This is a genomic window from Lacticaseibacillus suibinensis, from assembly GCF_003946175.1.
GTDB classification, from domain to species: domain Bacteria; phylum Bacillota; class Bacilli; order Lactobacillales; family Lactobacillaceae; genus Lacticaseibacillus; species Lacticaseibacillus suibinensis.
The window spans coordinates 74,581-92,021 of the sequence record NZ_RHOK01000009.1 but is presented as its reverse complement, the minus strand read 5'-3'; the positions used below and the strand labels follow the sequence as shown (position 1 = coordinate 92,021).

The window sequence follows — 17,441 nt, the reverse complement described above, 5'->3', positions numbered from 1 at the left end:
AACGCGAGATTCTGTGGTTGTTCACATGTGGATAAGTCAGCGGACAAGTGGCCAAGTTTTCAAGCAGTTGTCCACATGCCGATTTAGCCGCGATTGTGCAACCGGTTCTTGAGTTCGATGACTTGGGCCTTGAGATTATCATCCAGCGTCATCGCCTCGGTGATTTTCTCGTGGGCGTGAATGACGGTGGTGTGATCCTTGCCGCCGAATTCTTGCCCAATCTTCGGCAGGCTACTTTCCGTCATTTCCCGGGCGAGATACATGGCGATTTGCCGCGGCATCACGATTTGTTTGACGCGCTTTTTACCTTTCAAATCGCTGACCGAAATCTGGTAATACTTCGCCACGATTTCTTGGATGTGGCTGATTGACAGCTCGTTGTCTTTGCTCGACAGCTTCAGACTCTTCAAGGCTTCCGCCGCCATGCTAGTGGTGATATCGGCGTGCTCCATGGTGGCGTAGGCTTGCACCCGGACCAGCGCCCCTTCCAGTTCGCGGACGTTGGAGTCGATTTGCCCGGCGATGTAAGACAAGGTGTCATCTGGAATGACAAGGTGCTCGGCGTTGGCTTTGTTGCGTAAAATCGCAATCCGCGTTTCCAAATCTGGCGGCGTCACATCAACGGATAAGCCCCATTTGAACCGGGAAACCAGGCGCTCTTGCAGCTTAGGAATCTCATTGGGCAAACGATCGGAAGTGAGCACGATTTGTTTTTTGTTTTCATATAAGGCGTTGAAGGTATGGAAGAATTCTTCCTGGGTCGCCTCTTTGTCGCCGAAGAACTGAATATCATCGACCAGCAGCAGGTCAACATTTCGGTACTCCTGGCGGAATTGTTCCTGCTTTTTGGTTTGCAGCGAATTGATGAAATCGTTGGCAAAAGCCTCAGAGGTGACGTACTTCACATTGGCTTGCGGGTTGTATTCCAGCAACTGATGGCCGATAGCTTGCATCAAATGCGTTTTGCCGAGGCCCACCCCACCATACAAAAATAGCGGATTGTACAGCACCCCAGGCTCTTCCGAAACGACCAGCGCCGCAGCATGGGCCATTTGATTGCCTTTACCGGTGACGAAGGTTTCGAAAGTGTATTTACTATTAAGGTGGGTTTTTTCTTTAAAGGTCGGGACCACGCCGGGATCTGGTTCCTCGGCTTTTTTGGCCACCGGCTGGGCTGGCGCCTCTTCACCGACGATTTTGATCACCGGAGAGATTTCGAGATTGCCGAATTCGTAGCTCCATTCCACGACTTTGGTGACCAGATTTTGTTCCCAGTAGGTTTTATGCAGCTGGGATGGCACCCCCAGCGTGATGGTGGTTTGGGTCAACGTGAGTGGTTTAACCGCCCCCACCCAGGTGGTAAAGCTGACCGGGGTCATTTCTGCCCGGAATTTTTCTTCTAGATAAGCCCATAATTCATCGATATTTGGCACCCGAAGCCCCTCCGCAACGTGTTAAAAATTCAAGGGCTAGCCGCCGAAGCAGTAGCCTATGATCGCTTTTTCAGTTTAGCATTTCACTTCGGAGTTTTCCACAGCTTCAGGAGTTTTCCACATGTTTCACGGCCAAATCAAAAGCGGCTTCCACAACTTGCGGACAACTTGTCCTCAAGGGTGGGGAAAGACCACGTCAAGCCGCGGATTGACGCAGTTATCCACACTTGGCTGTGAAACGTGAGGCCTGATATCATGCGTGTTTCACACGTTTTACACAGGCAAAATATTGCTTGTGGATAACTAGACTGACAGGGTGTGAATTAGCGGATAAGTCAGGGGAAAACCCGTGAATTGGCCAAAATGGCCAGATTGGCGTGCACAAGTTGTCCACAATGTTCACCACCATTTTGGCCAATTTTGTGGACAATTTTGGCCAGTGTTTCCCAGGGCGATCTGCACTTTTCATGCATCTTTTTTGCGGTAATCCTTGACGAGACAAGGCGTCATCCGTATAATGAAAAGTTGTCTGAATAAGCACTCGTTATTTGGCGTGAAACCGTCATTTTAAAATAGCAATCTAAATAGGAGGTGTTCCTATGACCACCAAACGGACTTTCCAACCTAAAAAGCGGCACCGCGAACGCGTTCATGGCTTCATGAAGCGCATGAGCACCAAGAACGGCCGTAAAGTTTTAGCTCGTCGTCGCGCTAAGGGACGTAAAGTATTATCTGCCTAAACAGCCACTGACCGCGTCAGTGGTTTTTTTTTGCTTAATAAACCGTGCGCTGTCAGGGCTTGTCTTGTATACTAGAAAGCAGATTGTGAGGGAGTATCATTGCGAAAGTCTTACCGCATTAAAAAAGAAGATGAGTTCCAAGACGTGTTCGAAAACGGCGAGTCCGTGGCGAACCGTAATTTTGTCATCTATCACCTGCAGCGCGATCAGAAACACTTTCGCGTGGGGATTTCGGTCGGCAAAAAAGTCGCCCATACCGCGGTGATGCGTAACCAAATCAAACGCTACATCCGGCAATCGCTACTCGAGCTCAAACCTGACCTCGACCCGCAAGCCGACTTTCTCGTGATCGCTCGCCGCCACGCCACCCAGCTGGACATGGCTGAAACCAAGCGCAACTTGGTGCATGTCCTTAAACTGGCCGGCGTTTTGGCTTCACAAGATGTTACTACTATATAGATAGGGATGGCAGGGAGCTGTCATCTAGGAGGACTTATTCGTGAAGAAATCAACTAAGCGCCTGCTGCTGACCCTCGGGTTGGTAGCCTTGGTCGTCATCTTAACAGCCTGCGGGACCTCAACCGTCACCAAGGCCAGCACGAACCCATGGGATCGCTACGTCATTTATAATGCGGCGCAGTTCGTTCTGTGGCTGGCCAAAATCTCTGGTGGTAATGCCGGGGTCGGGATCATTCTCTTTACCTTGATCATCCGGATCCTGATTTTCCCGTTGAGCTACCTGCAGATCAAGAGTATGGCCAAGCAGCAGGCAGTGGCGCCTGAAATCAAGGCCCTGCAAAAGCAGTACAGCGCCAAAGACCGCGCTACGCAGCAAAAACTGCGGGACGAAACCCAGCGTGTGTATGCCGAAGCCGGCGTTAACCCAGTGATGGGCTGCCTGCCAATCGTTGTGCAGATGCCCTTCCTGATTGCCTTGTACCAGGCGATTTGGCGCACCCCAGCTCTGAAAGTCGGGGACTTCTTGTGGGTCCACCTGGGCTCACCTGACCCATACTTCATCATGCCCATTCTGGCGGCCTTGTTCACCTTGGCGACCAGTGTGGTTTCAACGATGGCCCAGCCGGTTCGCACCTCAAGCAACTGGATCATGGCTGCCGTATCGCCACTGATGATCTTATTCTTCGCGATTAACTTACCAAGTGCCCTGGCCGTCTACTGGGTTGTCACCAACGCCTTCTCACTCGGCCAGACCTTCTTCCTCCAAAACCCATTCAAACTTCGCCGCGAACGCCAAGAAAAAGCCCAAGCTGAAAAAGACCACAAAAAGGCCGTGCGGAAGGCTTATAAGCGAGCGTTAAAGAAATAAGGCTGCGGAGCGGGGCGCAGGCTGTGGAGGTCGGCGCACTTAGCCTGATGAATAGCCTAGCTCAAGAAATTGAAGCCGTTCTGTGGCTTCGAGGTCTTGAGCGTAGCTATTCACTCAGGCGTTGCCGGCCGCAGCGCAACTAGAGGAAAACTACGCGCCGCATCATCCTTGAGTCACCGCCCCTTTCGTTTCACCAAGCACAACTAGGAGGGAATCTTATGCCCACATTCCAGGGTGCTACGATTCAAAAAGCAATCGCCACTGGACTGGAAGCCATGCAAGCTGGTCGGGATCAGATCAGCGTGGAAGTGGTTCAAGAAGGGAAAAAAGGCGTGCTCGGCCTTGGCCGCAAGCCAGCGATTGTCAACTTGCAGCTGAATGAACCAAGCAATGCCGCCACGGCAGTCGCGGAAGCTGAAGCGGTGCCGGCGCCAAAGCCGGACAAGCCGAAGCGCCGCCCACCCTTGCCACCGCTGCCAGAAGCGTTGCGCCGTGATGGCACCAAACGCGATGACCAAACCGCGATTGCCTTGGTGCAAAGCTATTTGGAAGATATTACCAATCAGCTGGGCTTAGCCGCCACCATCGATAACGAGCGGCGCGGCGACCAGGTGTGGTTCGATTTGACCACCGCCAAGGACGCCTTGCTGATCGGTAAGCACGGTAAAATCATCAACGCCATTCAATTTTTGGCCCAAACCGAGTTTAATCACTACGGTAAAAGCAAATGGACCATCATGCTGAATGTCGGCGATTACCGCGAACGCCGTGATACAGCGGTGCGGCGTCTGGCCGAAAAAACAGCGCGCGAAGTTGTCGCCCGCGGTACGGCGGTCTACCTGGATCCAATGCCGTCGTTTGAACGCAAGGCCATTCACCAGGCGCTGGCGGATAATGCCTATGTCGAAACCCATTCGGAAGGCACGGACCCGCGGCGCTATGTCGTGATTACGCCGCGCTCCCACCGCAGTTTTTGACATTTGCCGTCAGGTTTTGTATGATACAGGCACAATTTAACAAGTGATAAAGTAGTCAAAGTGCTTTGTCCACGATCGACCAGCCTCAGGGCGTGGTTTGTCGTGGCGATGCGCTTTTTTTGTTGGGAAGGATCGGTTATTTTGGGAACAACTATCACTGCTTACGATACGATTGCCGCGATTTCGACGCCGCCCGGTGAAGGGGCGATTTCAATCGTCCGCTTATCCGGCGAGGCGGCGCTGCAAACCGCCGCGAAGGTGTACCACGGCAAAAATCTGCTGAAGGTACCGACCAATACGATTAATTATGGGCACATCATCGACCCGGATAGCGGTGAAACTGTCGACGAAGTGATGCTGTCGGTGCTACGCGGGCCGAAGACCTACACGCGCGAAGACATGGTGGAAATCAACTGCCACGGCGGCATTGTCTCCACCAACCGGGTGCTGCAGCTGCTGTTGGGTGCCGGTGCCCGGATGGCAGAGCCGGGTGAATTCACCAAGCGCGCCTTTTTGAACGGCCGCATTGACCTGACGGAAGCCGAATCCGTGATGGATTTGATTCGCGCTAAAACCGATCGCGCCATGCAGGTGGCCGTTGACCAGCTGGATGGTGATTTACGACGGCTGATCACCAACTTGCGCCAGGAGATTCTGGAAGTGCTGGCGCAGGTGGAAGTGAACATCGACTACCCGGAATACGACACCGACCAAATGACCACCAAAATGCTTCAGGAAAAAGCGCAGCTGGTGCTGAGTCGCGTGGATGAGTTGCTACAAACCGCCAGCCAAGGCAAGGTGCTGCGCGAAGGGCTTGCCACGGCGATTGTCGGCCGGCCGAATGTCGGCAAATCCTCGCTACTGAACCATATGATGCACGAGGACAAGGCGATTGTGACCGATGTGCCAGGTACCACCCGGGATGTGCTGGAAGAGTATGTCAACGTCCGCGGCGTGCCGCTGAAACTGGTGGATACGGCCGGGATTCGCGACACCGACGATAAAGTCGAGAAAATCGGCGTCGAACGCTCACGGCAAGCCATCACCAAGGCGGATTTGATCATTTTGGTGCTGGATGCCAGCCAGCCGCTCACTGCTGAAGATGAAGCCTTGATCAAAGCCACCGCCGATAAAAAGCGGATCGTGGTGCTGAATAAGCAGGACTTGCCGGCTCAGCTGGATCAGGCCCAACTGGCCGCCTTGGTGCCCGCCGAACAGCTGATTCGCACCAGCATTTTGAAGGCAGAAGGGGTGGCAGCGCTGGATCAGCAAATCGCCACCTTGTTCTTCGGCGGTATTGAAAACAGTCAGACCACTGTCATGGTCACCAATTCCCGCCAAATCGGCCTGCTGCGGCAAGCCAAAGCCAGTTTGCAAAGCGTGCTGGCCGGGATTGAGGCAGGGATGCCGATCGACCTGGTGCAAATCGACATGACCGCGGCGTGGGATAAACTCGGCGAAATCACCGGGGATACCGCGCCAGATGAGCTGATCACCCAGCTGTTTTCACAATTTTGTCTGGGAAAATAAAGGAGATAAACATGCCACAAGTACGTGAATATGAAGCCGCTGCCTACGATGTGGTGGTGGTCGGTGCTGGCCATGCCGGCTGTGAAGCTGCGCTCGCCGCGGCCCGGATGGGGCAAAAGACCCTGCTGATCACCATCAGCTTGGAAATGCTGGCCTTTATGCCTTGCAACCCGTCCTTGGGTGGGCCAGCCAAAGGTATCGTCGTGCGCGAAATTGATGCCCTCGGCGGCGAAATGGGCCGCAACATCGACAAAACTTACATCCAGATGCGGATGCTGAACACCGGCAAAGGCCCGGCCGTGCGCGCGCTGCGCGCCCAGGCAGACAAAGCCGCTTATCACCGCTCGATGAAGGCGACCATTGAAGCTGAACCCAACTTGGATCTACGCCAGGGCCTAGTGGAGCGGCTGCTGGTGGAAGATGGCGTGTGCGTGGGCGTTGTGGCGGCCACTGGGGCCCGGTATCGGGCCAAAAGCGTCGTGCTGACGGCTGGCACCTCCTCTCGAGGGAAAATCATCATCGGGGAGCTGATGTACAGCAGCGGCCCGAATAACTCGCTACCTTCCATCAAGCTGTCGGAAGACCTTGAACACCTCGGCTTCAAGTTGCGCCGCTTCAAAACCGGCACCCCGCCGCGGGTGGTGGGCCATTCCATCGATTTTGATCAAACCGAAGAGCAGCCTGGCGACGTTGCGCCGCATGCGTTCTCCTATGAGACGCCGGATTCTGCTTATTTGAAAGATCAAATGTCTTGCTGGATGACCTACACCAATGAAAAAACGCACCAAATCATCCGCGAAAACCTTGACCGCGCGCCGATGTTTTCTGGGGTGATCAAAGGCGTGGGTCCGCGGTATTGCCCGTCGATTGAAGACAAGGTCGTGCGCTTTGCCGACAAGCCGCGCCACCAGCTGTTTTTGGAGCCAGAAGGCCGCGACACGGAGGAATACTACGTGGGCGACTTCTCGACGTCGATGCCGGAAGAAGTGCAGCTGAAGATGCTTCATAGCGTCGCCGGCCTGCAGCATGCCGAATTGATGCGCCCAGGTTATGCCATCGAGTATGACATCATCGAGCCGTGGCAGCTGACCGCCACCTTGGAAACCAAAGTGGTGAAAAACCTCTTCACTGCCGGGCAAATGAACGGCACCAGCGGCTACGAAGAAGCCGCCGGTCAAGGCATCATGGCCGGCATTAACGCGGCGCTGCGCGCCCAGAACAAGCCTAGCTTCACGCTCAGCCGCTCTGACGCCTACATTGGGGTCTTGATCGACGACTTGGTCACCAAGGGCACCAACGAGCCGTATCGGCTTCTGACGAGCCGGGCGGAATATCGCCTGCTGCTGCGGCATGATAATGCCGACTTGCGCTTAACAGCAAAAGGCCATGAACTCGGCCTGATCTCTGATGAGCGGTTTGCCCAGTTTGAGGCCAAAAAAGCCGCCATTGCTGCCGAAATTCAGCGTTTGCAGACGACGCGGCTGAAGCCAGGTCAGGTTAACGACTGGCTGGCCTCAATCAACGCGGCGCCACTAAAGGACGGCGTGCTGGCCAGCGATTTCCTCAAGCGGCCAGAAGTCAGCTATCAGGACCTGATGCAATTCATCCCGCTGGCGGCGCCGCTGGATCATACCATTACCGAAGAAGTCGAAATTTCCTTGAAGTACGCCGGCTACATCGCCAAGGAGCAGCAAAGCATTGCCCGCCTGCAGCGCATGGAAGCCAAGAAGATTCCGGACCGCATCGATTACGAAGCGATTAACGGCCTCGCCACCGAAGCGCGCCAGAAGCTGACCAAAATCCAGCCGCAAACGCTGGCCCAAGCCACGCGCATTAGCGGTGTCAATCCTGCTGACATCGCGATTCTGTCTGTGTATATTGAACAAGGTAAGATTGCCAAAGTCGGCGCTTAAAGCCTGACCAAACCGGCCCCAGCATCGTGGCTCAACCACGGTACTGGGGTCGGTTTTTCGCCGCATGCTAGCAACCAAGCAGGTGGAACAATGACCACTAACCACGGGGATGAATGGCTACCGCAATTTGGTATTGCAGATGCAGCGGTGGGATGACATTAGACTGGCGAGAGGATGCCCATAGCGCAGTCAAAGAAGGAGTTGATAAGATGGATAACGAAGTCACATACAGTATTGGCGAAGTTGCTGCACGTTTAGGCTTAACGGTGCAAGCGATTCGCTACTATGACGCGGAAGGATTATTACCTTTGCTCAAGCGCGATTCAGGCGGGCGGCGAGTTTTTTACGAGGATGATGTTAGAACTTTGCAAATGATTTTGGATTTACGCGATGCTGGCGTTTCCATTAAGGATAGTGCCACCTTTGAAGGTTGGCGGCTTGCGGGTGATCAAACCCTGCAAGCACGAGCCGATTTCCTGACTGCGCATGAGCGGGAGTTGCAGGATCGCATTGACAGCCTGAAAGCGTCAATGGCGCATCTTCATTTTAAGCAGTGGTATTATCAAACCGCTTTGGCAGCAGGCACTGAGCGGATTCACCTCGTTGGGGACAGCATGGAAATCTCCCAGCAGACCTTCGAACAATATGAGCGATTACAACGTGACTGAATCACTTGACCTCTAGTTGGCTTTAGGAGGTATCCTACAAGGCGGAGGTCATCACATGAAAATAATGATTATTGGTGTATTCGGCCGGGCAGGCGGCAAAATCTATCAAGAAGCGCTGCGGCGTGGTCATCAGGTGGTTGGCGTTGCCCATCGCCTGCATAAGCGACCGCAAGTGGCTCACCTCTTAGTCAAAGATATGCGCGACCTTACGAAAAATGACATGAGCGGCTTAGACGCCGTGATTGATGCTGTCGGGGCCTGGTCGCCAGAGGGTGAGGCGGTCCACACAGATGGCCTGATGCATGTGATCTCATTGTTGAAGGGGACCAAGACGCGATACTTAAAAGTTGGCGCCGCCAGTACGCTGTATACGGATAAAAACCATCGCCATCAACTACAAGAGAACCCGCGTTATTATCCCAAGTATATGCAAGATCTTTGTCTCGCTCATAGCCTTGGCTTGCAGCTGCTTAAGGATAGTCAAGCAGTTGTCTGGACTTATGTGACCCCACCGTATAATTTTGATCCAGAAGGTCAAGCCAGTGGCCATTATGCTGTCACTGGCGATGAGTATCTACCAGCGTCTGATCCTAGCGAGGGGGTAGATGACTATATTAGTTACGCCGATTACGCTAAGGGCATGCTCGATATCGTTGAAAATCATCAGTTTTTAGGGCAACAGGTGACGCTTTACTCAGGTAATAATCCAAAGCCAATGCAACGTTATTAAACCCGCCCAACGCTCACTGGTAAACAGTGGGCGTTTTTTGATGTTTGACTTGACCTATAGTGGACTATAGGTTGTAGAGTCATAGCTACGCGATACGCGTATGTCAAGATATTGGAGTGATGGCGTGGTCATTTTAACATGGCCACCAGTGCTCATGGGTGATTGGGGTTAGTCTTGCTCGTCAGCGGCGGATTCATCACGATTGAAGTACATTCATTTTGCATAAGGAGGACAAGCATATGGTAAAGAACGTGTTGATTCTCGGCGCGAACGGTTCGATTGCAAAAATCGTCGTTAAACAATTGTTGTCACAAATCGGTGGCGACATCACCAATCTGACGCTGTTAGTGCGTCATCCAGAGAAACTTGCTGATCTTGATTTATCGAATCCTAACGTCCATGTTGTGCAAGCTGATGTCACTGACACCAAGAAATTGGTCACGATCATGACGGGTCAGTCGCTAGTGTACGCGAATCTTTATGGCGCGAATCTAGGGGCACAGGCTCAATCCGTCGTGGCGGCAATGCGCCAAAGTCACGTGACGCGTTTGATCTGGATTTCTGCAAATGGCGTTTATGGTGAGATCCCGGGGGCATATGGGCGCTGGAATCAAGCCATGCTTGGGGACACCTTAACGGCGTATGCTGATGCCACCAAAGTGGTTGAAGCAAGCCAGATGGCGTACACGCTGATCCGGCCAGCATGGTTTCAGGACGAAGATGAAATTGATTACGAGTTGACGGTTAAAGGCCAGCCGTTCAAAGGAACCGAAGTCTCGCGCAAAAGTGTCGCAGCTTTGGTCGTGAAGCTGATTGACCAGCCAGATCAGATGATCGGTGATTCGATTGGCATTAGCAAACCTAACACCGATGGGGCAGCTCCTCGGTGGTATCGTTAATCAAGCAATCAGTGGCGGGTGGTGCCAGCTCAGCCTAGCCAGCGTGAACGCTGTTTTTCTTGGCCGAGTTCGGGGTCGTTTCTCCATTCTCCTTTAGCAGTGGGTCAATATTTGCCCCACAGGCACTAAGCCCGTGCCCAAGCGCTACAGCGGACGAAACAAGGGACATGCCTAACTGGCATGCCCCTTGTTTCGTGGTTCTCTGATTGTATTTTTCTCGTCAAGTTCAGCTTGATCGGTCAAAACAGTTGTGTGGTGCATCGTGATTTTACCATTGAGTCATTCGCAAGTATGATTTCCCGGGCAATGCCTTGGGCTTAATCGTCGCTCATTTCCAGTTTACCTAAGGTCATGTAGCTCGTCCCACTTTGGGGGAATTCATAAAGCACATAGCCATCGGAGAACTTATCGAAGGTGTCTGAGGATACATTAGTGATGATCCGGCGTTGGTAACCGGCTGGGCAGTACAGTTTCGACCAAGACCAGCCGTCATTGGTGGTATCACCAATCGGCAGGACATGGAGTGCGCGGAAGTCGTCGGCGTCGCCATCGAAGTTGACTAGGCGCACGGACCAGTCTTCGCTGCTTTGGGAAAGCACGATTGCTTCTTTGGCCAGGTTGAACGAGGTATCAGAGGCATTGTCGAGCCAGACGTCGTAGTTACCAGAGTCGTTTTCGACCCATGAGACCGTGGTGTGATCCAGAATGTCTCGGGAGCCGATATTGCCACTTTCCAGCATTGGGGCACTGTCGTCTTCGTCGGGCACGCTGTCTTCCTCTGCTTTCTCTGCCGCCTGATCAGCCTGTTCGACGGCATAGTCGTAATCCTCACCAGTGAGACGTGATGGCATTTCAGCGAAGATGTAGGCGTGCTTTGAGGCACCACCGACTTTATTCACTTGTTTGTATTTGGCCGCAATTTCCTCACGAGTGGTGGCATCAAGGTTGACCAAAGCATCATCAATCACTAAAGCGTCCAAGGCCTCAGGATAGTTTTGCTTCAGATCCTGCATCAAGGCCACGGCGGCTTTCACATAGGCCAATTCACTGGTGGCAAAGTTGCGCCCTTCAGTGGTCTGCCATTTCATTTTGCCAAGCGCCGCAATCATCTTATCGCCTAACTTGATGACATGATTGACAAACTTGGTGCCATCGCCTGGATTTTCATCGGTAAAAAGATAAACAGTGCCTTCTTTGAGGTATTCCGGGTCGAGGCTTTGTAAAGTAGTGAGATTGGCTACATCATGGGCCAATTTGTTATTCGTCTGCACTTGCTTGGCTTGTTTGGTGCCAGGCTCAACATTTTTGGCGCCTTGTTTGGCCATTTTAATCAAAGGGGCAGTATCGCCCATGTCCTCAAGGGAAAAGTCGTCATAGTCGATGGTGCGGGGATATAGCGTCAAGGCGGGTTGTTTCTTGCCATCAATGGTGACCTTCGTGATCAGATAATTCTGATAGCGGTGAAAAAAACCGACCGATTCAGATACTGCAGCCTCGCGCTTGTTCTTGGCGGAGGACCAGATACCATAGGCACTGGCGCCGGCCACTAGCAGCGCGATAACAGCGATGACGATTAGATTCCGTTTGCGCGAGGAGGCGGGTTTAGGTTGTTCTGCCATGAGGATAATAACTCCTTTAACTGAATAATTATAAAACTATTATTTATCCAGTTTAGGTTACCATACATCACGTTAACTCGGAAGCGCTGACATCCCACACAATCCAGATTTGGAATAAAAAAAGCGACTCGCCATGGCGAGTCGCTTGGAGAATGCTGGCTGATGATTTCCCGGGCAATTAAGCCGTGAGTTGGCGGGCGCTTTGAATCTCGGCGTACCGCGCTGGGGCGAGCTTGCCAAGTTCGACCAGCTTGCTTTCAATCTGATCCAACACGATGTTGCGGTGTTCCGGATTATTCACGAAATCCAGGTGGTCGCGGTCAATCGTCAGCATGGTGGCGCGGGTGTAGCCTTTCGACCAGTCGCGGTAAGCTTGGTTGACGCGGTTGTAGTAAGCCACCAGTTCCGGCTTTTGGCGAATGTCTTCCATTTCACGGCCGCGGCTTTGAATTTCATCGATTTCGTGGTCAGGGTCGATTTTAAGGTAAATCGCCAGATCTGGCAGGCCGTTCCACGGGCTGCCGTTGACGTTGGACTGCATTTCCTGCGACAAGGTGACATAGATGTTGTAGTCGATATCATCGATTTCGCCGTTGTTATGCAGCTGAGTCGCCATGACGAAATCGGATTCCAGTGAGGAGTCCATAATGGCGTTTTCCTGCATGATGGCTTTCTTGAGCTGCTGATACCGGTAGGTCAAAAAGGCAATCTGCAAAATGGTCCCGGTGGTTTTCCGGCTGTCTTCACCAGCGGAATAGAATTTCTGCAGCATTTTGGCAATCATTCCATTGCCTTCGACGTCTTCATAGTAAGCTGGCGCGTTGAGGTCAGCTGAAAGAATTTTGGTCAACGAGGTCTTGCCTGCGCCGATACTCCCGAGGATATAAATCATAAGTTTACTTCTCTCCTAATCGTGTTGCTCACAGCGTCTTCAGGCCGAGTTTCCGCCGGCCGCGGTTGAACCAAGGGCTGATGGTGAAGGCCAAAAGATCGTTGATCACATAGATACTAGCGTTGATCGCCATGCCGAGGCTGGCATCACCTTGCGCGAAGGTGATCGCCCACAAAATCAGCTGGGCGATACCGGAGAACAACCACCAGAAATACTGACTATTATACCGCAAGAAACAGATGATGCCGCCGGTTAATGAAATTGAAAACGCCATCCCATCATAAATCGGCCGCGGGTCGTTGGTGAAGCGGCCGATCAGCACCGCCGACAGCGCCCATACCGCCAGCGTGGCAGCAATGGCAATGATCCATTCCCTTAAACGGAAGGCCTTGAGATGGTTTTTGGTGTCGTCGTTCCAGGACCGCACCGAAATTAACACCGGCAGATCCAAGGTCAGGACATAAGCAATCTGTTCAAAAATCGACAGGTAATTTTTTGCGGTGAAGCCCACGAAAATGAAGCAGGCGGCGGACACCAGCCCCAGCCAGCCATTCACGGCCTTGGTGGCGTTGATGGCAAGGACGCACAGGACGCCGAGCGTGGTGCCGATAAAGGTAATCACCGCGACCGGGGTGATCGGCGCATTGACCAAGGTCATCAACTGACAACCCAATGCGAACCAGAACAGGTAATAATTCTGCTGCGGCCAGCCTTTGAGCTGATGGATTAACCAATGACCATAATTTTCTGAAACTTGCATGCGACAATTCCCCCCTCAATGAATAAGCAAAAAACGAACGAGTTCCATTATGCCGCAGGAAAAATTGTATGTACAGTCTTGAATATACTGGATATTGGTGTTATGTCGGTTTTGCAATCTATATCTAGTATCATGGCCGAAGTCGCCACATAGAAAAACCGCTACCGACAGGCGCCGATAGCGGTGATGAAAATGCGAATTTAGCGGACGGTAAGCAGGCTGATGAGCACGCCAGCCACCACCACGGCGACGGCGCCTTTCAGGCCAGTGCTGGCCCAAGCCAGCCGCTTGGTGCGCCACTCCGCCCCGATCAGGAGCAGCGTGACCAGCAGCGCGGCCACGCACATCACCATTAATTTTGCGACAACAGACATGGCGCACCTCCTAGGGTTAGACTTCTAAATCAAAATACGGATTGATCTGTTTTTGTAAATCGTGAATTTGCACCAAGTTAACCGATGGCATCAGCCGGTAAATAAAGCCGGCGAAAGTGTCCCGGTGGAACTTGTAGTCCATGCGGCCCATACGGTGGGCGCGGCCTTCGATTTTTTCCCATACTTCGAGATTGTATTCGGCGTCAGGGATAAGGGTAATGTACTTATGGTCGTCTAACGCGACGACGGGTTTAACAACAGATTGATCCAGCATGACAATTCCTCCAAGCTACTTATCCATGACGATGGCCTGCCTTCCGGAATGTGCTAACAGGTGATCGCTGTGAAATTAATTATAGCAGATTGGCAGGGGATGTCAGGTCTAATTCAACTGGCCAAAGTTTGTGAAACTCAATTCACAAGCGGCCAAACCCGCGTCGCTGTAAGCCAGACCCTGTCAAGCCCCCACTTGCCGTGAAGCCCAGTGAAACAACGCTGAAAGCGTGAAGGGGTCGCGTGCAGGCGGCCAAATAAAAATATTTTTCGGTGGCCAGTCGCTTGGATTTTTTCACAAATTTATGAGAAAATTGGCCTTTTCCGAACAAATGTTCCCAACCACATTTTATCGTTCAGCGTGGCAGAATCCAAATCAGGGAAGGGAGGGCATTAATGGTGAAATGCAGGGCGAAAGCATAACGCAAATCGCGCTTTTGTCGATATAAAAATGCCATGCCGAGGCCCATGGTTGTGTACGTGACCAAAAACCAGGACAGTTTTGGTTCGTGAATCAGGCCAAACACCAGCGCCGAGGTGATCATCGCCCAGCAGTTGTGGCGGCGGTCATCCTGGGGCCAGAAATAGGTCATGAACAGCCCGCGAAAGACCAGTTCTTCAATGATCGGCGCAAACAGCGCGCTCATGAAGAAGGTCATCAGCGGCCAGCTGGTGCGGGTTTCATTAATGGCGATTTGGTTTTCGGGCAGGCCAAACTGCGAAATGACGATTTCAATGGCCAAAATCAGGGCATAGAGGCCAAAAATTTCGGCCCAGTCGCGGCCGTGGAAGGGGCGACGCTGGATGTGCAAAGGGTTGTTTTGGCGCAGGCGGCGCCGGTAAAGGCGACTGAGCGCGTAGATTTCCACCGCGCCAGTGATCACCATCAGCGCCAGCATCACCACGTCGCTAGCGATTTGATGATGATGTTTCAGGACTCCGGCATAGATCAGCGAAGGCAGTTGGTAGCCATAGACGGCGAGCATCAGGCCGGCAAAGGCCAGCGCGGCCCCAGTTTGCCGTTTGAGCCAAGGCCAAAAAGATGGGTGCATAGGCAGCCTCCTCGTTTAAAAAAGGCCCTGGGGCAAGCCCAGAGCCGAACGGTTGCTTAGTCGACGAAACGCACCGCGGTACCATAAGCGACCACGGATTGCATGTCGGTAGCAATGGAGCCGGAGTCAAAGCGCATCATGACAATCGCATCAGCATTTTTCGCCAAGGCTTCGTCTTTCATGCGTTCAATGGCATTTTCGCGGGAAGTCTGGAGCATTTTGGTGTAGCCTTTGATTTCGCCGCCCACCAGGCTTTTAAGCCCGGCACCAAGATCGGAAATCATGTTGCGGGACTGGGTGGTGACGCCGAAGACTTCACCAATCACTTCATAATTGTGGCCAGGGACATGTTCAGTGGTGGTAACCAAAAATTCTGCCATAAAAAATCACTCCTTTGTGATTAAACACTGCGTTTGCGGAAACTGAGATAAGCAATCAAAGTAAAGACCACGGTGTAGAGTAGCGTGCCGCCGATCATCATTGGCGTGCTGAATAAGGTCAGCTTGGCAAAATCGGCAGATTGAATCTGATAATTCGTGAGCAGGAACGTAAACGGTAGGAACTTGGTCCAATGCTGCCAAGCAATCATGGCAATCATCAAGGTCGAGGCCAGTTGGGCCAAAAAGTAACCCACTAGGCCTGTGGCAATCGCGGCGGCATTGGATTTGAACACCGTTGATAAAAGCAGCACTAGTGAAAGCAGGAGCAACCCCACCAGTAAGTCGGATCCTAAGGCACGTAAGTAAATCAGCCCGTGAGTTAAGTTGCCGACATGCTGCGCCCAGTGGTAACTAGGAAACAAAATCAAGGTTAAAGCAACGGTCATCAGCCCTGCCACGGCCTGCAGAAACACCAGCTGCGTCAGCGCGGTCAGGATTTTGCTGATAAAGACCTGGCTCCGGTAGTACTGGCGGTACAGCAGCTGTTTCATCGTGCCATACTGAAATTCCATGGCTATGATGCTGGCGGTGGAGGCAATGGCAATCAGCATCACTAGCCCGCCGCCGATATAGCTATTGCCGACCAAATCACTGGGGGCAAACATGCTGGGATTGCGCTTGCCGACGATGCCGAAGGTGATTTGCACCAGGACCATGAAGCCCAGGGCAATCCACCACCCGATTTTATGAATCTGTTTATAAACTTCTTGTTTGTAAAGGGTGAGCATCATCAGGCCTCCTCTTTCTGATCGTGGACCATGGCTAAGAAGGCCCCTTCAAGGTCATGCGCCTGCTGGGCGACGGTGTTAATCGCCACGCCGGCATTCACCAAAGCATACAAGGCGGCATTCAACTCACCGGGAGCAGTGTCGAGCAGGGTGATGGCATCCTCGACTACCGAGAACTTGCTTTGAGCCATCGTCAGCGCCGCTTTGGCCTGATCCAGGTTATCCACGGTAATCTTGTAGGTAATCCCGCCCGCGGCTTCCAAGGCCTTCATGGTGGCATGCTTGACGATTTGGCCGTGGTTGAGAATCAGCACGTCATCGGCCAGCTTTTCCAATTCAGACAAAATATGGCTGGAAATCAGGAAGCTGGTGCCATGGCTGGCTAAATTCCGCAGCAGGTCCCGCAAGTCTTTGACCGCTTGCGGATCGAGGCCGTTCATCGGTTCATCGAGAATCACCAGTTGCGGGTTGTTCACTAGGGCCTGAGCGATGCCGAGCTTTTGTTTCATGCCCAGGCTATAGCTCTTGGCTGGCCGGTCGATGTATTTGCCCATGCCCATCGCTTTGATGATAGTATCGACATTGGATTGCTTGTTATGTTGGTTGGCAAACAGCTGCAGCTGCTGGCGGCCAGACAAGAATGGATAAATGCCTGGATATTCGATCAAGGCGCCTACGTTCCGCAGTGCCTGGTGTGAGGTGATCGACACGGGCTGGCCTTTGATATCAATCCCGCCGCCGTCGACTGGAATCAGCCCCAAGATGGCCTTCATGATGGTACTTTTCCCGGCGCCGTTGGGACCCACCAAAGCAACGATGTGGCCTTCTTCAACGAAGAAATCAACGCCATGCAACACTTGCTTAGCGCCAAAGGATTTGTCGAGGTGATCGACTGTCAAAATTGTTCCCATACACTACTCCTCTCACGCGTTGTCGCGCTAGGCATAGAATACCACTGGATACCGGCAAAGGGGAGTAAAGACAGATAACAGTTTTGTTAGATGAGCGAGCGACGGCATTATTTCCCAGGAAATGGAGACATAAAATGGCACCGAAAGCGCTTGCAAATATGGTTCAAAAGACTAC

The 17,441-nt window shown here is 52.6% G+C and carries 19 protein-coding genes; 9 read left to right on the top strand and 10 right to left on the bottom strand.

From position 1 onward, the window contains the following. Positions 1-83: 83 nt before the first annotated feature. On the bottom strand, positions 84-1,433 hold the full coding sequence (gene dnaA / locus EKM90_RS06145; RefSeq protein ID WP_125580736.1) for a chromosomal replication initiator protein DnaA: 1,350 nt from the start codon (positions 1,431-1,433) through the stop codon (positions 84-86). Positions 1,434-2,032: 599 nt separating this feature from the next. Between dnaA and rpmH the strand changes: the two genes are divergently transcribed. The 9 genes from rpmH (at position 2,033) to EKM90_RS06100 (ending at position 10,217) form a co-directional block, all read left to right on the top strand. Next, positions 2,033-2,173: a 50S ribosomal protein L34 gene (rpmH, locus tag EKM90_RS06140; protein WP_003568442.1), complete on the top strand. Its 141-nt coding sequence runs from the start codon at positions 2,033-2,035 to the stop codon at positions 2,171-2,173. 99 nt (positions 2,174-2,272) lie between these two features. Continuing rightward, positions 2,273-2,632 (top strand): ribonuclease P protein component, encoded by a 360-nt coding sequence (rnpA, locus tag EKM90_RS06135; protein ID WP_125580734.1) that lies wholly within the window; start codon positions 2,273-2,275, stop codon positions 2,630-2,632. A 40-nt stretch (positions 2,633-2,672) separates the two neighbouring features. Continuing rightward, positions 2,673-3,500, top strand: coding sequence for a YidC/Oxa1 family membrane protein insertase (locus EKM90_RS06130; RefSeq protein WP_204118239.1), 828 nt, complete (start codon positions 2,673-2,675; stop codon positions 3,498-3,500). A gap of 218 nt (positions 3,501-3,718) precedes the next feature. Beyond that, positions 3,719-4,477, top strand: a complete 759-nt coding sequence (gene jag, locus EKM90_RS06125; protein WP_125580732.1) for an RNA-binding cell elongation regulator Jag/EloR — start codon at positions 3,719-3,721, stop codon at positions 4,475-4,477. A 141-nt stretch (positions 4,478-4,618) separates the two neighbouring features. After that, entirely contained in the window at positions 4,619-6,007 is a 1,389-nt protein-coding gene (gene mnmE / locus EKM90_RS06120; protein ID WP_125580730.1) for a tRNA uridine-5-carboxymethylaminomethyl(34) synthesis GTPase MnmE, read from the top strand. A gap of 11 nt (positions 6,008-6,018) precedes the next feature. Continuing rightward, positions 6,019-7,920, top strand: coding sequence for a tRNA uridine-5-carboxymethylaminomethyl(34) synthesis enzyme MnmG (gene mnmG, locus EKM90_RS06115; RefSeq protein WP_125580728.1), 1,902 nt, complete (start codon positions 6,019-6,021; stop codon positions 7,918-7,920). Positions 7,921-8,129: 209 nt separating this feature from the next. Further along, positions 8,130-8,588 (top strand): MerR family transcriptional regulator, encoded by a 459-nt coding sequence (locus EKM90_RS06110; protein ID WP_125580726.1) that lies wholly within the window; start codon positions 8,130-8,132, stop codon positions 8,586-8,588. A gap of 55 nt (positions 8,589-8,643) precedes the next feature. After that, on the top strand, positions 8,644-9,318 hold the full coding sequence (locus tag EKM90_RS06105) for an NAD(P)-dependent oxidoreductase (protein ID WP_125580724.1): 675 nt from the start codon (positions 8,644-8,646) through the stop codon (positions 9,316-9,318). Positions 9,319-9,557: 239 nt separating this feature from the next. Then, on the top strand, positions 9,558-10,217 hold the full coding sequence (locus tag EKM90_RS06100; RefSeq protein ID WP_125580722.1) for an NAD(P)H-binding protein: 660 nt from the start codon (positions 9,558-9,560) through the stop codon (positions 10,215-10,217). Positions 10,218-10,534: 317 nt separating this feature from the next. Here EKM90_RS06100 and EKM90_RS06095 read toward each other — a convergent pair whose 3' ends face one another. The 9 genes from EKM90_RS06095 to EKM90_RS06060 form a co-directional block, all read right to left on the bottom strand. Continuing rightward, entirely contained in the window at positions 10,535-11,836 is a 1,302-nt protein-coding gene (locus EKM90_RS06095) for a hypothetical protein (RefSeq protein WP_125580720.1), read from the bottom strand. Between the two features lie 178 nt (positions 11,837-12,014). Beyond that, positions 12,015-12,728, bottom strand: a complete 714-nt coding sequence (locus tag EKM90_RS06090; RefSeq protein WP_125580718.1) for a deoxynucleoside kinase — start codon at positions 12,726-12,728, stop codon at positions 12,015-12,017. Between the two features lie 28 nt (positions 12,729-12,756). Next, positions 12,757-13,488 (bottom strand): nicotinamide riboside transporter PnuC, encoded by a 732-nt coding sequence (pnuC, locus tag EKM90_RS06085; protein ID WP_125580716.1) that lies wholly within the window; start codon positions 13,486-13,488, stop codon positions 12,757-12,759. A 200-nt stretch (positions 13,489-13,688) separates the two neighbouring features. Then, positions 13,689-13,862 (bottom strand): hypothetical protein, encoded by a 174-nt coding sequence (locus EKM90_RS12790; protein ID WP_164507881.1) that lies wholly within the window; start codon positions 13,860-13,862, stop codon positions 13,689-13,691. A gap of 16 nt (positions 13,863-13,878) precedes the next feature. Next, complete coding sequence (locus EKM90_RS06080; protein ID WP_125580714.1) at positions 13,879-14,136, bottom strand: hypothetical protein; 258 nt, start codon at positions 14,134-14,136, stop codon at positions 13,879-13,881. Between the two features lie 355 nt (positions 14,137-14,491). Further along, positions 14,492-15,187 (bottom strand): CPBP family intramembrane glutamic endopeptidase, encoded by a 696-nt coding sequence (locus EKM90_RS06075; protein WP_125580712.1) that lies wholly within the window; start codon positions 15,185-15,187, stop codon positions 14,492-14,494. 56 nt (positions 15,188-15,243) lie between these two features. Further along, a complete protein-coding gene (locus EKM90_RS06070; RefSeq protein WP_125580710.1) occupies positions 15,244-15,567 on the bottom strand; it encodes a heavy metal-binding domain-containing protein in 324 nt (107 codons plus the stop codon). A gap of 20 nt (positions 15,568-15,587) precedes the next feature. Beyond that, entirely contained in the window at positions 15,588-16,358 is a 771-nt protein-coding gene (locus EKM90_RS06065; RefSeq protein WP_125580708.1) for an ABC transporter permease subunit, read from the bottom strand. Next, positions 16,358-17,266, bottom strand: coding sequence for an ABC transporter ATP-binding protein (locus EKM90_RS06060; protein WP_125580706.1), 909 nt, complete (start codon positions 17,264-17,266; stop codon positions 16,358-16,360). The genes EKM90_RS06065 and EKM90_RS06060 overlap by 1 nt, the downstream gene beginning before the upstream one ends. Between the last annotated feature and the right edge of the window lie 175 nt (positions 17,267-17,441).